This is a genomic window from Undibacterium sp. 14-3-2, from assembly GCF_016595265.1.
Taxonomy (GTDB): domain Bacteria; phylum Pseudomonadota; class Gammaproteobacteria; order Burkholderiales; family Burkholderiaceae_D; genus Undibacterium; species Undibacterium aquatile.
Genome location: NZ_JAENGS010000006.1, coordinates 23,265 through 40,252, shown reverse-complemented (window position 1 = coordinate 40,252; position 16,988 = coordinate 23,265). Strand labels below are relative to the sequence as shown.

The following is a 16,988-nucleotide window of genomic DNA, read 5'->3' as shown; positions in this document are numbered from 1 at the left end:
AAATGCCGCTCAATTGTGGCGGCATTTTGAATATGTGCGTCTAATCAAGGCGTTATGATGCCGTCACCGCCGATTATGTGTCAAGTTTGCTTGGATTGATCAAAAAGTCTGCAAATTTTCAATAGTTTAACCGACGAAATCATGATTTCTGAATGGTAAAATTCGGCACACTTGATTTACCAGATGACATCTGATTGCCTGAATATTTAGAAAGAAAATTATTTTGACTGCAGTTTCTCCCAAAAAATTGGTCATTGCTTCCAGAGAGAGCCGGTTGGCAATGTGGCAGGCTGAACATGTTCGTGACCGTCTGTTATCGTTATACCCAGATTGCCAGGTCGATATTCTTGGAATGACGACGCGCGGCGATCAGATTTTAGACCGTGCTTTATCTAAAGTCGGCGGGAAAGGTTTATTTGTTAAAGAGTTGGAAGTGGCGATGGCTGAAGGTCGTGCCGATCTGGCAGTACATTCCCTCAAAGATGTTCCTATGGAGTTACCCGAAGGTTTCACTTTGGCTGCGATTTTAGAGCGTGAAGATCCACGCGATGCTTTTGTTTCCAACGATTATGACTCCCTTAGTAGCTTGCCCGATGGCGCCGTCGTTGGTACCAGCAGCCTGCGGCGTCAGGCCTTCATTTCAGCCCGTTTCCCGCATTTAGTGATTCGCCCTTTGCGTGGCAATCTTGATACCCGTTTGCGTAAGCTTGATGAGGGCGAATACGCTGCGATTATTCTTGCAGCGGCAGGATTAAAGCGTCTCGAATTACCTCAGCGTATACGTGGATTTTTAGAGCCTGAGGCAAGCTTGCCCGCAGCCGGACAGGGTGCTATGGCGATAGAAGTGTCGGATTCGCGTCCTGATTTACTTGAGTTACTTGCCCCGTTAAATCATTTGGCAACTTCTCAGTCCGTTATTGCCGAGCGAACTGTGTCCAAGGTTTTTGGCGGCAGTTGTCAGATACCACTGGCGGCGTTCGCAACCGTAGCTGATCAAAAAATGCATTTACGTGGGATGGTGGCAACCCCGGATGGACGGCGAGTGGCGAGTGCCGAGATTTTTGGTGATGCGTCTGAGCCACGAGCGCTGGGTTTACAACTGGCGCAGGCCTTGTCTGCCCAAGATGCTGAGGGCATCCTGGCTTTGTGTAAAGCACAGATTGTTGAGTAATTCTCTTATGTCGCGCAGGAATGTGATTGTCACGCGCCCATTGGCACAGGCTCAGGATTTTGCCGCTCAACTTCAGGCTTTATCGCGTCCGTGTCAATTGTTCCCCTTGATCGAAATACATTATTTAGAGAATCAGACTGAGATTAGCGACAAAGTAACTAATCTCAGTAGTTATGGATTAGTTGTTTTTGTGAGTCCGAACGCGATTGATGCTTTTTTTTCGCATATCACGCAATGGCCGTTACAGGTTCCGATTGGTGTTGTCGGTGAGGGGAGTAGGCTTGCTTTGGCGCGCTATGGTCTTCATTCTGACAATGCGACGATCATCAGTCCCTCGAATAAACTGAAAACGGATTCTGAGGCTTTGGCGGCAGAGATTGACTTTGCTGCACTGGCTGATAAGCAGGTATTGATCGTGCGAGGAACAACAGGCCGGGAATTTTTGGCCGATGCATTTCGTTCCCGTGGCATTCATGTGACGCAATTGGCTGCTTATCGGCGTTCTGCTCCCGAATTCAGTATTTCTGTGAAGAGGCGGTTAGAACAGTTGCTCCAGTCAGAGAATGACTGGGTGATTACCAGTTCTGAGGCATTGCGAACGCTCATTTTCTGGTGTGAACAATTAACCTTTGACGATGCCGTGGCAAAAATCCAACATCAACACATTATCGTTCCCCACGTCCGTATTGCCGAAACAGCGCAGGCGCTGGGGTTTCATTCCATCACTTTAACCGCATCAGGCGACGAACAGCTACTTGTCGCGTTACAATCCTGAGTATGAATGAACAGCAAACTAACACAGGGGGTTCTTTGCCATCTCAAAACCCTGATCAATCCGTGGTCACTACTGCGGCCAATTCGCTTCCGGCTTCTTCGTCAGGCAGCTGGACTCATCCTGCCTTTCTGATTTCAGGCGTCTTAGCCGTATTGTTGGCTGCGCAATGGTGGTCTTCTCAAAATCAGATCAGTACTCTGAAAGAGGAGGTTGCTCGACGTTTGCTGAGCGCTGACACGACAAGTAATGAAACAAAGTTGCTGGCCAAAAATGTGCAGGAAACGACAAAAGAAATTCAGGCCAAAGTTCTTTTGATCGAAAGCAAACAAATCGAATCTCAAAGCCAGCAACTGGCTTTGGAACAGCTGTATCAGGATCTGTCAAAAAATCGTGATGAATGGGCATTGGCAGAAATTGAACAGGTATTGGCAACAGCCAGTCAGCAATTGCAGTTGGCAGGTAATGTCCAGGGGGCGTTGATTGCGTTGCAGAATGCGGATGGGCGCCTGGCTAAATCTGACAAGCCTCAGTTCATTACGATCAGAAGAGCAATCGCGAAAGACATTGATCGTTTGAAGTCTTTGCCGGCACTTGATTTACCAGGCATTGCGTTACGCCTCGACAGCGTCATTACACAGGTTGATCATATTCCTTTGTGGGCAGATGAGAAGTCAGTGGTTTCTCCGACCCCGCCAAAAGCACCATTGAGAATTATTCCAAAAACTCAGCGTGCATCGAAGCAGGATAAGCAGGATAAGAAAGTGGCCGAGGTTGAGGAAAGTACTTTCTCAATGCGTTTGCAGGACGCTTGGCAGAGTTTTTCCAGCGAGATGTGGGGCGAGGTTAAGCAATTGATTCGTGTCCGCAGTGTGGAAACGCCTGACGCTTTGTTGTTGACCCCGACGCAATCCTATTTCGCACGCGAAAATCTTAAATTGCGTCTGCTTAATGCAAGACTTGCCTTGCTGGCCAGAAATGAGAGTGTCTTCCGTAGTGATTTAGTGTCTGCACAAGATGCGATTACAAAGTATTTCGATACCAGGGCGAAACAGACTCAGAATGCGCAAGCCTTATTGCGTCAGGTTCAGGGCAGCAATCTGTCGATAGAAATGCCGAATTTGTCAGAAAGTTTAAATGCAGTACGCAACTACAAAGTGAAGCCTTAACGTATGCGAATTTTTATCCGGCTTCTGATTCTGTTTTCTCTTGCCGTTGGTCTGGCGATAGGTGCGCGTTTCAATCCAGGAAACGTCGTGTTGTTTTATCCGCCTTACAGAATCGATTTATCTTTAAATTTATTTCTCTTTTTGGTGGCAGTGCTGTTTCTGATTGTCTATGCGATTTTCGGAGCAATCGTCACCACACGTAAAATGCCTAAGAAAGTGGCAGCTTACCGCCAGCAGAAGCGTGAACGTGATGGCAACAAGGCTTTGCGTGAGTCGCTCAAGACCTTGTTTGAAGGACGTTTCGGATATGCTGAGAAAGCGGCGATCCGCGCAGCCGAACTACCAGATAACGCCGGGGTGGCTGCACTGATTGGTGCGCGTGCGGCGCATCACATGGGGCAATTTGAGCGCAGAGATCTGTGGTTGGCGGGAATTGAGGCTGACAACAACTATAAAGTCGCAAGGCTTGTGAGTGCGACTGAGCTGTTGGTTGATCAGCATCAGTCAGATAAAGCGCTTGAGGCGGTTAAGGAGTTACATGCCAATGGTAGTCGCCATATCCAGGTGCTGCGTTGGGCATTGAAAGCAAATCAGCAGGCGCAGAAGTGGGGCGATGTACTGAAACTGGTTCGTACTCTCGATAAGCATCATGCCCTGCATCCAGCGCTCTCGAAAAGGCTGAAGGAATTAGCCTACGAGGATTTGTTAAAGGGGCATGAGCATGATGCTGAGTCTTTGCGGCGCGTCTGGTTTGAAATCCCGGCAAACGACAGAAAATCAGCCTTTATCGCATATCAGGCTGCGAACGCTTTTAACGCCAGAGGTTTGTATGATGAGGCACGTTCTATCGTAGAGAAAGCACTGACAGAGGATTGGGATGAGCGCCTGTTGCGGGCTTATCGCGATGCAGCCGCTGCAGAGGGTTCGGCCGCATTGTTATCTCAGATTGAACATTGCGAAAAATGGTCCCTGAGTCATCCGACTGATCCTGAATTGGCGTTAACGCTCGGCGTGCTTTGTTTGCGTCAAAAATTATGGGGCAAGGCACAACGACACATGGAACAAGCCTTGTCTGACGCGGTTTCAGCCCGGACAGTGACAGAGTCGAATCTGAAATTGGCACAATTGCATGAGGCGCTTGGACAGGATGAAGAGGCAGCCTACCATTACCGGCAATGTGCCATAGCGACGACGCTGTAATTTGGCTGGCTTATCTTTTGCGCCGCACAAATATAGCCATAAACCCGATATAATTTTGCACGGTAAATTGAATTTATTGATATCTATTAAGAAAGAGTGACATGAGCTTGAATAACGTACCAGCAGGTCGTGATCTGCCAAATGACTTTAACGTCGTCATTGAAATTCCAATGAATGCAGATCCTATCAAATACGAGGTTGATAAAGAAACTGGTGCCATTTTTGTTGATCGTTTCATGGGCACGGCAATGCACTACCCATGTAATTATGGTTATGTTCCGCAGACTATCGCTGGTGATGGTGATCCAGTTGACGTGTTAGTCATCACACCATTTCCTTTAATTCCGGGTGTTGTTGTTCGCTGTCGCGCCATTGGCGTATTGCAAATGACGGACGAAGGTGGTGAAGATGCGAAGGTGTTGGCCGTTCCTGTCGATAAAATTTTGCCGATTTATACGCATTGGCAGAAACCAGAAGATATGAATGAGTTGCGCCTGAAACAGATTCAACATTTCTTTGAACACTACAAAGATCTTGAAAAAGGCAAGTGGGTGAAAGTTGAAGGTTGGGGTGGCCCGGAAGAGGCAAAAAAAGAGATTCTGGATGGCGTTGAAAATTTCAAAAAGCTTCAGAAATAAGTAAGTTTCCCTAAAAAACGCGGCTATTCTGGCCGCGTTTTTTATTCAGACTTAATAAGCCTTGTTTGTAATTGCTTGTAAACCCCACATGGACTAGACCTTAGCGCGGCAGGTTGACCATTACCGCAAACGCGATTGCAATCAGTATCGCTGCAAGACTAAGCCAGAGAAGAGTATTGCTCTCAGTGCTGGTGTTGTTCTCTGCACCGTCCGGACTGATTTTTCCTCTCTTGCGTTTCAGTCTTTTATCTCGATCCAGTACTTTTTGTAAATCATCAGCCATCTCGCGTGCTGTCTGGTAGCGATCGCTCAGCTCTTTTTGCATTGCTTTCATTACGATTCTTGAGAGCGATTCAGGTATCGCGGGATTGATTTCTGACGGTGCCTTCGGTGTTTTATACGCGATCTGATTCAGTAGTTTGTCTATATCGTTACTTTGAAATGGTTTTTGCAAGGTCAGCATTTCATACATGACCGCGCCGAGCGAATAAATATCCGTCTGCGCATTCACCTGTTTTCCCATGGCCTGTTCCGGAGACATGTAGTTAGGTGTACCGAGAATATTATTATTGAACAGCGTTACATTAGCTGGTTGGTTTTCATCCAGCAGGCGATTCGGTGCGCGGGCAATACCAAAGTCTACTACTTTGGGTTGATTATTCGTCAGAATAAAAATATTGCCAGGTTTAATATCTCTGTGAATGACTGCTTTCTCGTGGGCATAGGCAAGCGCGTCCGCAATTCTTTGAATGATATCAGTGGTTTCTATGGAATCGAAAGTGCGTCCCGCGGCCAGCATCATTTTCAAGTCTTGTCCACCGAGGAATTCCATCGCGATAAATGTTGTACCTCCTTCGCTGGAAGCATCGAAGATCGTCACAATATTCGGATGGGAAAGTCTGCCGGCCGCCCGTGCTTCGTTGATGAACTGCTGTTCACGTTGCTTTTTGTCCGCAGCATTCCCGCTTGCATTGAGTATTTTGATGGCAACATCCCGGTCAATGACAGGATCATGACCCCGAAAGACGGTGCCATTCGATCCTGTGCCTAGCTTTTCAGTCAGGTAAAAGCGACCAGCGCGTTTGTGCATATTCATTGCGTTACTCGGATTATCGGATGTTGTTTTGTTTTTTTGCATGTCAGCAGGATGCCTTGATGCATCTTAAATTTCAAGTGGTTGTTTATACGGATTATGCTCATTCAAATCGTCCAGATACAGTTCTATGCCGTTTGTTTCTCTTTGCAGAAAATTGGCGACAGCATTACTGAACTCTGGGTGCGTTAAGAAATGTGCCGAGGCAGTCTTTTGCGGTAGAAATCCTCTGGCCATCTTGTGTTCCCCTTGGGCTCCGCCTTCAAAGGTCCGGATACCGTTATTAATGCAAAATTCTATCGCCTGATAATAAGCTGTCTCGAAATGCAGGCAAGGATAATGCTCAACACAACCCCAATAACGACCGTACACCTTGCTTTGATTGAATATCAACAGCGAAGCCGCAATTTTCTTTCCATCTTTAATCGCAAAAATAAGATGGACGTGCTGCGGTATTGTGCTGCCAATTTGTGTGAAAAACTCAAGATTCAGGTAAGGTTTTGAGTGATGATTTTCATACGTGGCATCGTAACAGCGCTTGAAAAAAAGCCAGTCTTCCTCGTTTGCCTCCAAACCTTGAATATGCGAGAAAATAATGCCTAGTTCCTGTACTTTTTTTCGCTCGGCACGGATATTTTTGCGTTTTTTCTTACTGAGCGTCTTCAGAAAACTTTCGAAGTCAGAATGCTGATCGTTTTGCCAATGAAATTGTACCCCCGCTCTGATCAAAAAACCTGCATTCTTCAGCTGTGTTATTTGATTTTCATCAGGAAACAGAATGTGACACGAGGAAAACTCTCCTGACAGCGTGAGGTTTTTCAGATTTTCCAGCAATAAGTTTCTGACCGTATTATCACTCGCAATAATTCTGCTGCCTGTGACAGGGGTGAATGGTATCGCGGACAGTAGCTTGGGGTAGTACTGCAACCCATGCTGTTGATATGCCTGTGCCCAGGACCAGTCAAACACGTACTCACCGTAAGAATGTGTTTTCTGATAAAGCGGGCAAGCGCCAACCAAGGTTTTATCTTGCCATATCGTTAAATAATATGGATGCCAGCCAGTTTTTGCCGAGGCCGATCCGGATGAGTGTAAGGCGTGTAAAAAAGCATACGAAAGAAAGGGATTGGCGGACGGATCGGATTTCAGCAAATTGTCCCATTGTTCTTGTCCAATATCAGAGAGAGAACTTGCGAAGCCCATGCGATAATACTGGTCGATAGAAACTAATTCCATTTTTTGATTTTTTCAAATTGCACCATTATGACGATTAAAGTTGCCATTGCTCAGATGAATAGTACGGTCGGTGATCTGGCCGGAAATGCCGCGAAAATAGTAAATTATGTCCGCCAGGCAGCTGAGCAGGGAGCCGATATTGTTGTAACACCTGAGCTGTCTTTGGTTGGTTATCCTCCGGAGGATTTACTGTTAAGAACCGGGTTTTATCTGCAAACACAGCAGGTGTTATCTGATCTGACTGTTCAGCTTGCTGCATTCAAAGATATTTATGTGTTGGTCGGACATCCTGAGGCCAGAGATGGACGTCATTTTAATGCGGTTTCCGTTTTGCTTAACGGCAGCGTCATTGAATGCTACTTTAAGCGCAATCTGCCGAATGACATGGTATTCGATGAAGTCAGATATTTTTCTGCTGGTTCTGAGGCTTGTGTGTTCGACGTGAAGGGCGTGCGCTTTGGTATCAATATTTGTGAAGATACCTGGTTTAAAGATGCCCCTCTGGCAGCGAGGAGTGCAGGGACGCAGGTATTGTTGGTGCCAAATGGCTCGCCATTTCACATGGATAAGCAGCAGCAACGTCTTGATGTGATGCGCGCGAATGTCAGCACTACAGGCATGTCGCTTGTGTATGCAAATTTACTTGGCGGTCAGGATGAACTGATTTTTGATGGAAATTCCTTTGTTTTAAATTCGCAAGGGGAACTCGTTGCTCAGTTGGCACACTGCGAAACGGCTTTGCAAGTCATAGAATTTGAAGGCGCACAACCGGTTTCTCAGCCCTTGCCTGAATTGGGCACAACAGAATCTCAGGTTTATAAGGCGCTGGTACTTGGCGTGCGTGATTATGTGACTAAAAATGGCTTTCCCGGCGTCTTACTGGGATTGTCTGGCGGCGTTGATTCCGCGTTAACTCTGGCGATCGCGGTTGATGCATTGGGTGCAGAAAAAGTCAGGGCAATCATGATGCCTTCACCGTATACCGCAGATATCTCTCTGTTAGACTCGCGCGATATGGTGGAGCGCCTTGCTGTGCGTTACGATGAGATTTCAATCGGCGCTTGTTTCGATGCATTCAGAACCACCCTGAGCGCAGAGTTTGCCGGCTTAAAAGAAGATACGACAGAAGAAAATATTCAAGCGCGGATCCGTGGCACGATACTGATGGCCTTATCCAATAAGTATGGTTCAATCGTGCTGACGACCGGCAATAAGAGTGAAATGGCCGTTGGTTATTGCACCTTGTATGGTGATATGGCAGGTGGCTTTGCTGTGATTAAAGATATTCCCAAAACGCTGGTTTATCGTTTATGCGCTTACAGAAACAGTATTGCCGAAATTATTCCAGAGCGCATTCTGACGCGACCACCTTCTGCCGAACTGCGTCCGGATCAAACCGATCAGGATTCTTTGCCTCCCTATGAAATACTCGATGGCATCATGCAGTTGTATATGGAACAAAATAAATCCCGTGCCGATATTATTGCAGCAGGATATCGCGAAGAGGATGTTGAACGAATTACGCGTTTGATTAAAATAAATGAATACAAACGTCGTCAGGCACCAATAGGTGTGCGGATTACTCACCGTGCTTTTGGTCGTGACTGGCGCTACCCGATCACCTCAAAATTCAGAGACTAAAAAAGGAAATTTATTATGAAACAAATTACAGCAGTCATTAAACCATTTAAGTTGGATGAAGTTCGCGAAGCATTGGCTGATGTTGGCGTAACGGGCTTGACCGTGACCGAAGTAAAAGGCTTTGGTCGCCAAAAGGGACACACTGAACTGTATCGCGGTGCCGAATATGTTGTGGATTTTTTGCCGAAAATTAAAGTAGAAGTTGTTGTGGACGACAACATTTGCGATAACGTTGTTGATGCCATTATTAAAGCGGCGCATACTGGAAAAATAGGCGATGGCAAAATTTTTGTGCAGAACGTTGAGCAGGTAATTCGCATCCGTACCGGTGAAACTGGTTCTGAAGCGGTCTGATTTATTACTTAAACTGAGTGCAAGCAACTATGATGGCATCCAAATTACTCACTGCTGTATTCGCAGCGCTGCTGGCCATGCCAGCTGCCGCGGAAAATGGCGTTAGTGAGCATAAAATTATTATCGGCCAATCTGCTGCTTTTTCGGGGCCTGCAGCGCAACTGGGCATACAGTTGCATGCAGGGGCGAAAGCCTATTTTGATCACGTGAATAGCACTGGCGGCGTATTTGGCCGTAAGATCGAAGTCATTAAGCGTGACGATAAATACGAGGCTGACATTGCTGCTGCCAATACGAAGGCACTGATAGACACTGACGATGTATTTGCCTTGTTTGGTTATGTTGGCACTGCAACCAGCAACGCCGCAATGCCGATATTCACGCAAGCGAAAGTGCCATTCTTTGCACCTTATACTGGTGCTCAGTCTTTGCGGGAACCTTTCAATAAGTTGATCTTCAATGTTCGCGCCAGCTATTTTGACGAAACCGAACATTTGGTTGATCGTCTGGTGAATACCGGGCTTAAAAATATCGCTGTGTTCTATCAAAATGACGCGTACGGTAAAGCAGGATTAACCGGCGTAGAGCGTGCGCTGAAGAAAAAAAATCTTCCTATTGTTGATACTGCAACGGTAGAGAGAAATAGTCTTGATGTTGCCAAAGCAGTTGAAAAAATGATGGCAAAACGTCCCGACGTTATTATCCAGATCAGCGCTTATTCTTCTTCTGCAGCGTTAATTAAAGAGATGCGTCGGTTGGGTTATACCGGCCAGTTTTATAACGTCTCTTTTGTCGGTAGTCAGGCTTTGTCGGATGCTTTGGGTAAAGATGGTTCCGGTGTCGTTGTGTCGCAGGTCGTGCCTTTCCCTTGGTCAGCGGCGAACGCAACTGTCGTCGGTGAATACACAAAAATCATGAATAAAGCCGGCATTAAAGACCTGAATTTTTCCAGTCTGGAAGGTTTTATTGCGGCGAAGGTGTTTGTGGAAGGTTTGCGTCGTTCAGGCCAGAATCTGACCCGAGAAAAATTGATTTCCTCTTTAGAGTCGTTGAACACTAAGAGTTACGATGCTGGTGGTTTTGACATTAACTTTTCATCGTCAAATCACAATGGTTCAAAATTCGTTGATATGACCATGATTGGCAAAGACGGAAAATTCAAGAACTGATAAAAAAAGGCCTGAGGAAACTCAGGCCTTTAATAATACGATCAGCGCACCTGATCCGCCATCTGCTGCAGTCGCCTGACTAAACGCCAGCACCTCATCTTTCTGGATCAGCCAGTTTCTTACTTTGTGCTTCAGAACGGGTTCTTTATTGACAGAACCCAGGCCTTTTCCATGAATGATCCGTACGCAACGAACACCGTTTCTACCGCATCGCCTCAGAAAATCACCCAGACTGTCTCTGGCCTGATCGCGGCGCAGACCATGCAAATCTAATTGCGCCTGGATCACCCAGTGCCCCTTGCGTAATTTTCTGACGACATCAACCCCGACTCCGGGACGGGTGTAGCTCAGATTTTCATCTGTTTCCAGTAATGAATCCGCATCGAATTCATCAGAAAGCGATTCTTGCAGGGCTGCTTTCTCATCGGCGATGTATTGAAACGGTATTGGTGCCGGGCGTACCGGAGTTGCCTGATGCTTGACTGCCACTTTCAATGGTTCAACCGAACCTATGCTGGAGCGGAAAATATTCGCTTCTGCTTTTGCTTTCTTTTCCTGCTCCAGACGTTCTGCTTCAGCGCGCTGTCTGGCTTCCTGTTGTGTTTTGAGTTGCTGACCCAGAGATTTCAGGTCAGCAAAATTTTTCAGCGACGACATCGATTCAGCCTGGATTATTCTTCCAGATAACGCTGTGCATCCAGTGCCGCCATACAGCCGGTACCTGCGCTGGTAATCGCCTGACGGTAAACATGATCCTGCACATCACCAGCTGCAAATACGCCGGGAACATTCGTTGCGGTTGCCATGCCTTCAGTGCCAGTGCGGGTTTTGATGTAGCCGTTATGCATTTCCAGCTGACCTTCAAAAATGCCGGTATTCGGTTTGTGACCAATAGCAACAAAGACGCCATGCAATGGCACCTGAGTAATGACGCCGTCTGCTGATTTGATATTCACGCCAGTGACGCCGGAATTATCTCCGGTGACCTCGTCCAGAGTGTGATTCCATTTGACTTCTACTTTGCCTTCGGCAACTTTTGCCATCAGGCGGTCGATCAGAATAGCTTCTGCGCGGAATTTGTCGCGACGGTGAATCACTGTAACTTTACTGGCGATATTCGATAAATACAGTGCCTCTTCGACCGCTGTATTGCCGCCACCGACAACCGCAACTTCTTTGCCGCGATAAAAGAATCCATCGCAAGTGGCGCAGGCGGAGACACCTTTACCCATAAAGGCTTGTTCAGAAGGTAAACCCAGATATTGTGCCGATGCACCAGTCGCGATAATCAGTGAATCACAGGTGTATTCACCCTGATCACCAATCAAACGGATAGGTTTTTCATCGAGCTTGGTTGTATGGATGTAATCGAAAATGATTTCAGTGTTAAAACGTTCTGCATGTTGTAGAAAACGTTGCATCAGTTCCGGACCTTGCACACCCAGCGGATCTGCTGGCCAGTTTTCGACATCCGTTGTCGTCATGAGCTGCCCACCTTGTTCTACGCCAGTGATCAATACCGGATTTAGGTTGGCGCGGGCGGCGTAAATAGCGGCGGAATAACCCGCTGGACCTGAGCCGAGAATCAATACGCGAGCGTGTTTTTTAGATGTAGACATGAGCAGACCTGCATAAAAAGAGTTGAAGGGGAGGCCAGACGGGATAATCGATGCCTTATTTGCTTGCAGATGGTGTTGCCTTAGAAAAAAGCAAGCGATGGAGCTTTTTTGCATTTTCATCTGCAGATCAGCGCAAATTATAGTCTATCCTCTGGCGCTGCGTGAGGTGCCCGGTGTTTGGCGAGCGGGCTCTAACATGCTATCTTGTCAGTCTTTGGTTGTCTGGATGAACATTTTCCTGATTTATGACTACAAGTAACAGCGAAGCCTACACCCGTAGCAATAAAAGCCCGCCGCCCCCGCCACTGCCAAATAAAATGGTGGTGTTGCTGATGGAGGCACGCTGGCTCATTTTCGCTGCATTAAGCGTTTGCCTGATATTGATACTGGCGACGTATTCCAAGGCAGATCCGGGCTGGTCACAGTCTAGCGTTGTCCCGAAAATCCATAATCTGGGCGGAAAATTCGGCGCTTGGCTGGCAGACGTGGTGCTGTATGTATTCGGTTTTTCTGCCTGGTGGTGGAGCGTCGTTTGCTTGCGTCAGGTAGTGAAATCTTATCGGCGTCTGGCTGATCGGCTATCGATGCAAGTCGAAACGAAAACCGGCGAAGAAGAGGGCTTGCCTTACCTGCTTGCGCGGATCACGGGATTTGCCTTGCTGATTTGCGGCAGCATGGGGCTGGAGTTTTTGCGCATGCATACCCTGAGTCTGCCATTGCCATTGGCTCCAGGGGGCGTACTTGGCAATGTAATTGGCTCTGCCGCATACAGCGCTATGGGTTTTACTGGCGCGACACTGGTGTTGCTGATGGCGATGGCATTGGGCATCAGCTTGTATTTTCAGGTGTCCTGGCTGACGATCGCAGAAAAAACCGGAGCGGCGATAGAAACCGTGTTTGTGTTCATACAAAATAAATACGCGGCGGCGGAAGACCGGCGAGTTGGTCAGACTGCCGCAGTCAAGCGCGAAGAAGTGGTGGTGCAAGAGCGCGCTAAGATTGTGGAAGCATCGCCGATACGTATCGAGCCTCAAGTGGTTGCTGTGCAGCGTTCTGAGCGTGTGGAAAAAGAGAAACAGGTGTCCTTATTCAATGAACTGCCAGACACGAATCTACCACCGCTTTCTTTGCTTGATGATGCGCCGCCTGTGCAAGAAACCGTCAGCGTGCAGACCCTGGAATTCACCAGTCGTCTGATAGAGAAAAAACTCTCCGATTTCGGTGTTGATGCCAAGGTCGTTGCGGCTTATCCGGGGCCTGTCATTACCCGTTACGAAATTGAGCCGGCGACCGGCGTAAAAGGCAGTCAGATCGTCAATCTGGCGCGTGATCTGGCGCGCTCATTGTCGCTGACGTCGATACGTGTTGTAGAAACCATTCCCGGTAAAAATTACATGGGGCTGGAATTGCCGAATCCGAAACGGCAGATTGTCCGCCTGACAGAAATTCTGAGCTCCAAGATTTATCACGACAGCTCATCAAGCCTCACCGTAGCACTCGGTAAAGATATTGCAGGTAATCCGATTTGTGCCGATCTGGCGAAGATGCCGCATTTGCTGGTGGCTGGTACAACCGGCTCAGGTAAATCTGTCGGCATTAATGCGACGATATTGTCACTGCTGTACAAGTCTGATCCTAACGACGTGCGCATGATACTGATCGACCCTAAGATGTTGGAAATGTCAGTCTATGAAGGCATTCCGCATTTGCTGGCACCGGTGGTGACGGATATGCGTCAGGCTGGGCATGCTCTGAACTGGGCGGTTTCTGAAATGGAACGCCGGTATAAACTGATGTCGAAACTGGGTGTGCGTAATCTGGCCGGTTACAACGTCAAAATCGCAGAAGCGGCAAAGAAAGAGCAGCATATACCGAATCCATTCAGCCTCACGCCGGATGCACCGGAGCCGCTCGATAAATTGCCAACCATCGTCATCATCATTGATGAGTTGGCTGATCTGATGATGGTGGTGGGTAAAAAGGTGGAAGAGCTGATCGCCCGTATTGCGCAAAAAGCACGCGCGGCGGGGATACATTTGATTCTGGCAACGCAACGACCATCGGTGGACGTAATTACCGGCCTGATCAAGGCGAATATTCCTACCCGTATCGCGTTTCAGGTCAGCAGTAAAATCGACTCACGCACGATTCTCGATCAGATGGGCGCAGAAACACTGCTCGGTATGGGCGATATGCTGTACATGCCGCCCGGCACCGGTTTGCCGGTACGGGTACACGGCGCGTTTGTGTCGGATGAAGAAGTGCATCGTGTGGTCGAACATCTGAAAGCCCAGGGTGAGCCTAACTATATCGAAGGCATACTCGAAGGCGGCACTTTGGAAGAGGGCGGTGAGAGCGGCGCTGCGGGCGAGGTTGCCGGTGGTGGCGAGGCCGATGCCTTGTATGATCAGGCCGTGGCGATCGTATTGAAAAACCGCCGCGCTTCGATTTCGCTGGTGCAGCGGCATTTGCGCATTGGTTACAATCGCGCTGCCCGCTTGCTGGAACAAATGGAGCAAAGCGGGGTCGTATCGACGATGCAGTCGAACGGTAACCGTGAAATTCTGGTCCCGGTCGGAAATGCTGAGTAGTCAAGGATAGCCGCGACAGGCGGATCAGGCGGTCGTTATGATAAGTAGTACAGATGAGTAATCAAGGAAAATCAGTGAAGAAGCAAAGTAAAATAGTACGCGGTCTGCTGGCATGTGTTGTTGCCACCACGCTGTTACCCGCAATCGCCATGGCGTCCGCAGTCGATCAATTCAAATCCTTTGTCTCGAACACCAAAAGTGCCAAAGGTGAATTCGTTCAGCAGCAGATCAAGATGGTCGATGGCAACCCTAAAGTCTCCAAGACCTTCAGCGGCGCATTCGTCTTTGCCCGTCCCGGGAAATTCATCTGGACTTACCAAAAGCCTTACGAACAAGTGTTGCAGGCCGATGGTGAAAAGCTCTTTATCTTCGATAAAGATTTAAATCAGGTCACGATCAAAGAATTAGGCAATGCTTTGGGTTCCAGCCCTGCAGCGATTCTGTTTGGCAGCGCTGGTGCTGCTGATCTGGATAAAAATTTCGTCCTCAAAGATGTGCCATCGAAGCAGGGCATGGAATGGCTGGAAGCAACTGCGAAAGCCAAAGGCAGCCAGTTCGATCATATCGGCATCGGCATGAAAGACGGTGTTCCTTACGCTTTGGAATTGCGCGATCAGTTTGGTCAGGTGTCATTGGTGACGCTCAAAAGTATGGAAAAAAATCCCGCTTTGAAAGCCGATCAGTTTAAATTCGTCGTCCCAGCCGGGGCGGATGTGTTCCGCCAATAATGATGGAAATTGAGTTGGCAAATGAGATGGCAGATGTGATTGCATGATGAACGCACCACGTAAGAAGCTCGCGCCGCTGGCAGAGCGCATGCGTCCGGCGACGCTGGATGATGTGATTGGTCAGCAGCATATTCTGGGCGAGGGTAAACCGCTACGCGTTGCGTTTCAGTCTGGCGAGCCACATTCGATGATCTTGTGGGGCCCGCCGGGTGTGGGGAAAACCACGCTGGCGCGCCTGATGGCAGATGCATTCCACTGCGAATTTATTGCCTTGTCCGCCGTTTTATCTGGCATTAAAGATATCCGCGAAGCCGTTGAACGGGCGCAGATTCTGCAGGCGACTTCGCAACGTCGCACCATCTTGTTTGTCGATGAAGTGCATCGTTTCAACAAGAGTCAGCAAGACGCTTTTTTGCCGCATGTGGAAAGTGGCTTGTTCACCTTCATCGGCGCGACGACCGAAAATCCTTCATTCGAAGTCAATAGCGCCTTGCTGTCGCGGGCCGCTGTGTATGTGCTGAAATCGCTGACGGATGATGATCTTGCGCTGATGGTGGATCGTGCCTGCGAGCGTCAGCTCGATGGCTTGCAGATATTGCCGGAAGCTAAAGCCAGTCTGGTGTCCAGCGCCGATGGCGACGGTCGAAAATTATTGAATAACCTCGATATCGTGGCGCATGCCGCTACTGCCAAAAATTTAACTATCGTTGATCCCGCTTTACTCAGTGAATGTCTGGGCGACGCTTTGCGACGGTTTGATAAAGGCGGCGATGCGTTTTACGATCAGATTTCTGCCTTACATAAATCCGTGCGTGGATCGAATCCTGATGCTGCGCTCTACTGGCTGGTGCGCATGCTCGATGGCGGCGCTGATCCGCGTTATATGGCGCGGCGCATTGTCCGCATGGCGTCGGAGGATATCGGTCTGGCTGATCCGCGCGCTTTGCGTATTTGTCTGGATGCGGCTGAAACCTATGAACGTCTGGGCTCGCCGGAGGGCGAGTTAGCGTTGGCGGAGGCGGTAATTTACCTTGCGTGTGCGGCGAAATCGAACGCAGTTTATAAAGCCTATAACGCGGTGCGGGCGCTGGTCGCGAAAGATAAATCGCGCGTCGTACCTGAACATTTGCGGAATGCGCCGACCAAGTTAATGAAGCAACTCGGTTACGGCAAACTGTATCGCTATGCCCATGACGAGCCGGATGCGTATGCCGCTGGTGAAACTTATCTGCCGGAAGGCTTGGAAGGCGAATCCTGGTATCACCCTGTGCCGCGCGGACTGGAAATCAAAATTGCAGAAAAGCTGGCGTATTTGCGGCGGCTGGATGATGAGGCGGACGGCGTTTAACGGCGTCTGTCGATTTGCTGATGCGCTTGATCAGGTTTCAGCGCATTTGCTAATGTCAAAACGCGGCAAAAAAAACGCTCAGAAATCACTAAAAAAGCAGAAAAAAGCCTGAAATATACTCCCGGGGGTATCTGTTTTTGCCAGCCTATCCCCCTTTGTTTGTATAGAGATAGGCTGATTTTGCTCATATACTCCCCATTATTTGCATTTACATGCGTTGGCTTGCATTGAAATTCAGTCGCAGTCGCATGCTATAAGT

General features: G+C 48.4%; 16 protein-coding genes. 11 read left to right on the top strand and 5 right to left on the bottom strand.

Features of this window, described 5'->3' with window-relative positions:
* Positions 1–223 precede the first annotated feature (223 nt).
* From hemC to ppa, 5 genes are all read left to right on the top strand, one after another.
* Complete coding sequence (hemC, locus tag Undi14_RS13815; protein WP_200180943.1) at positions 224–1,171, top strand: hydroxymethylbilane synthase; 948 nt, start codon at positions 224–226, stop codon at positions 1,169–1,171.
* Positions 1,172–1,193: 22 nt separating this feature from the next.
* Positions 1,194–1,946, top strand: coding sequence for a uroporphyrinogen-III synthase (locus Undi14_RS13810; RefSeq protein WP_370589958.1), 753 nt, complete (start codon positions 1,194–1,196; stop codon positions 1,944–1,946).
* Positions 1,947–1,948: 2 nt separating this feature from the next.
* Positions 1,949–3,112, top strand: coding sequence for a uroporphyrinogen-III C-methyltransferase (locus Undi14_RS13805; protein WP_200180941.1), 1,164 nt, complete (start codon positions 1,949–1,951; stop codon positions 3,110–3,112).
* Between the two features lie 3 nt (positions 3,113–3,115).
* Complete coding sequence (locus Undi14_RS13800; protein WP_200180939.1) at positions 3,116–4,312, top strand: heme biosynthesis protein HemY; 1,197 nt, start codon at positions 3,116–3,118, stop codon at positions 4,310–4,312.
* Positions 4,313–4,413: 101 nt separating this feature from the next.
* Complete coding sequence (ppa, locus tag Undi14_RS13795; protein WP_186885852.1) at positions 4,414–4,950, top strand: inorganic diphosphatase; 537 nt, start codon at positions 4,414–4,416, stop codon at positions 4,948–4,950.
* A gap of 100 nt (positions 4,951–5,050) precedes the next feature.
* Here ppa and Undi14_RS13790 read toward each other — a convergent pair whose 3' ends face one another.
* Positions 5,051–6,088, bottom strand: a complete 1,038-nt coding sequence (locus Undi14_RS13790; protein WP_186885853.1) for a serine/threonine-protein kinase — start codon at positions 6,086–6,088, stop codon at positions 5,051–5,053.
* A 24-nt stretch (positions 6,089–6,112) separates the two neighbouring features.
* Positions 6,113–7,279, bottom strand: a complete 1,167-nt coding sequence (locus Undi14_RS13785) for a GNAT family N-acetyltransferase (RefSeq protein ID WP_200180937.1) — start codon at positions 7,277–7,279, stop codon at positions 6,113–6,115.
* Between the two features lie 27 nt (positions 7,280–7,306).
* Here Undi14_RS13785 and Undi14_RS13780 point away from each other — a divergent pair, with 27 nt between their 5' ends.
* From Undi14_RS13780 to Undi14_RS13770, 3 genes are read left to right on the top strand one after another with little or no spacing between them, the layout of a single operon-like run.
* Complete coding sequence (locus Undi14_RS13780; RefSeq protein WP_200180935.1) at positions 7,307–8,920, top strand: NAD+ synthase; 1,614 nt, start codon at positions 7,307–7,309, stop codon at positions 8,918–8,920.
* 15 nt (positions 8,921–8,935) lie between these two features.
* Complete coding sequence (locus Undi14_RS13775) at positions 8,936–9,274, top strand: P-II family nitrogen regulator (RefSeq protein ID WP_186885856.1); 339 nt, start codon at positions 8,936–8,938, stop codon at positions 9,272–9,274.
* Positions 9,275–9,303: 29 nt separating this feature from the next.
* Entirely contained in the window at positions 9,304–10,443 is a 1,140-nt protein-coding gene (locus Undi14_RS13770) for an ABC transporter substrate-binding protein (RefSeq protein WP_234030609.1), read from the top strand.
* Between the two features lie 21 nt (positions 10,444–10,464).
* On the opposite strand, the gene Undi14_RS13765 is transcribed toward Undi14_RS13770, so the two are convergent.
* Both Undi14_RS13765 and trxB read right to left on the bottom strand, forming a co-directional pair.
* The gene (locus Undi14_RS13765; protein ID WP_186885858.1) at positions 10,465–11,100 is read right to left on the bottom strand and encodes a Smr/MutS family protein; all 636 of its coding nucleotides are present in this window, start codon (positions 11,098–11,100) and stop codon (positions 10,465–10,467) included.
* Positions 11,101–11,114: 14 nt separating this feature from the next.
* Entirely contained in the window at positions 11,115–12,062 is a 948-nt protein-coding gene (gene trxB, locus Undi14_RS13760) for a thioredoxin-disulfide reductase (RefSeq protein ID WP_200180931.1), read from the bottom strand.
* Positions 12,063–12,307: 245 nt separating this feature from the next.
* Between trxB and Undi14_RS13755 the strand changes: the two genes are divergently transcribed.
* The 3 genes from Undi14_RS13755 to Undi14_RS13745 are packed head-to-tail and all read left to right on the top strand — an operon-like array spanning position 12,308 to position 16,729.
* Positions 12,308–14,653, top strand: coding sequence for a DNA translocase FtsK (locus tag Undi14_RS13755; protein ID WP_200180929.1), 2,346 nt, complete (start codon positions 12,308–12,310; stop codon positions 14,651–14,653).
* Positions 14,654–14,706: 53 nt separating this feature from the next.
* Positions 14,707–15,381 (top strand): outer membrane lipoprotein chaperone LolA, encoded by a 675-nt coding sequence (gene lolA, locus Undi14_RS13750; protein ID WP_186885861.1) that lies wholly within the window; start codon positions 14,707–14,709, stop codon positions 15,379–15,381.
* A gap of 43 nt (positions 15,382–15,424) precedes the next feature.
* Complete coding sequence (locus Undi14_RS13745; RefSeq protein ID WP_200180926.1) at positions 15,425–16,729, top strand: replication-associated recombination protein A; 1,305 nt, start codon at positions 15,425–15,427, stop codon at positions 16,727–16,729.
* Here Undi14_RS13745 and Undi14_RS18290 read toward each other — a convergent pair.
* Positions 16,726–16,917, bottom strand: a complete 192-nt coding sequence (locus Undi14_RS18290; protein ID WP_234030608.1) for a hypothetical protein — start codon at positions 16,915–16,917, stop codon at positions 16,726–16,728. The genes Undi14_RS13745 and Undi14_RS18290 overlap by 4 nt on opposite strands.
* Positions 16,918–16,988 lie beyond the last annotated feature (71 nt).

Coding starts and splice junctions, on each gene's coding strand:
- Undi14_RS13805 (WP_200180941.1), top strand. CDS start 1,949: ATGAATGAACAGCAAACTAACACAGGGGGTTCTTTGCCATCTCAAAAC.
- Undi14_RS13800 (WP_200180939.1), top strand. CDS start 3,116: ATGCGAATTTTTATCCGGCTTCTGATTCTGTTTTCTCTTGCCGTTGGT.
- ppa (WP_186885852.1), top strand. CDS start 4,414: ATGAGCTTGAATAACGTACCAGCAGGTCGTGATCTGCCAAATGACTTT.
- Undi14_RS13790 (WP_186885853.1), bottom strand. CDS start 6,088: ATGCAAAAAAACAAAACAACATCCGATAATCCGAGTAACGCAATGAAT.
- Undi14_RS13785 (WP_200180937.1), bottom strand. CDS start 7,279: ATGGAATTAGTTTCTATCGACCAGTATTATCGCATGGGCTTCGCAAGT.
- Undi14_RS13780 (WP_200180935.1), top strand. CDS start 7,307: ATGACGATTAAAGTTGCCATTGCTCAGATGAATAGTACGGTCGGTGAT.
- Undi14_RS13775 (WP_186885856.1), top strand. CDS start 8,936: ATGAAACAAATTACAGCAGTCATTAAACCATTTAAGTTGGATGAAGTT.
- Undi14_RS13770 (WP_234030609.1), top strand. CDS start 9,304: ATGATGGCATCCAAATTACTCACTGCTGTATTCGCAGCGCTGCTGGCC.
- Undi14_RS13765 (WP_186885858.1), bottom strand. CDS start 11,100: ATGTCGTCGCTGAAAAATTTTGCTGACCTGAAATCTCTGGGTCAGCAA.
- trxB (WP_200180931.1), bottom strand. CDS start 12,062: ATGTCTACATCTAAAAAACACGCTCGCGTATTGATTCTCGGCTCAGGT.
- Undi14_RS13755 (WP_200180929.1), top strand. CDS start 12,308: ATGACTACAAGTAACAGCGAAGCCTACACCCGTAGCAATAAAAGCCCG.
- lolA (WP_186885861.1), top strand. CDS start 14,707: ATGAGTAATCAAGGAAAATCAGTGAAGAAGCAAAGTAAAATAGTACGC.
- Undi14_RS13745 (WP_200180926.1), top strand. CDS start 15,425: ATGATGAACGCACCACGTAAGAAGCTCGCGCCGCTGGCAGAGCGCATG.
- Undi14_RS18290 (WP_234030608.1), bottom strand. CDS start 16,917: ATGAGCAAAATCAGCCTATCTCTATACAAACAAAGGGGGATAGGCTGG.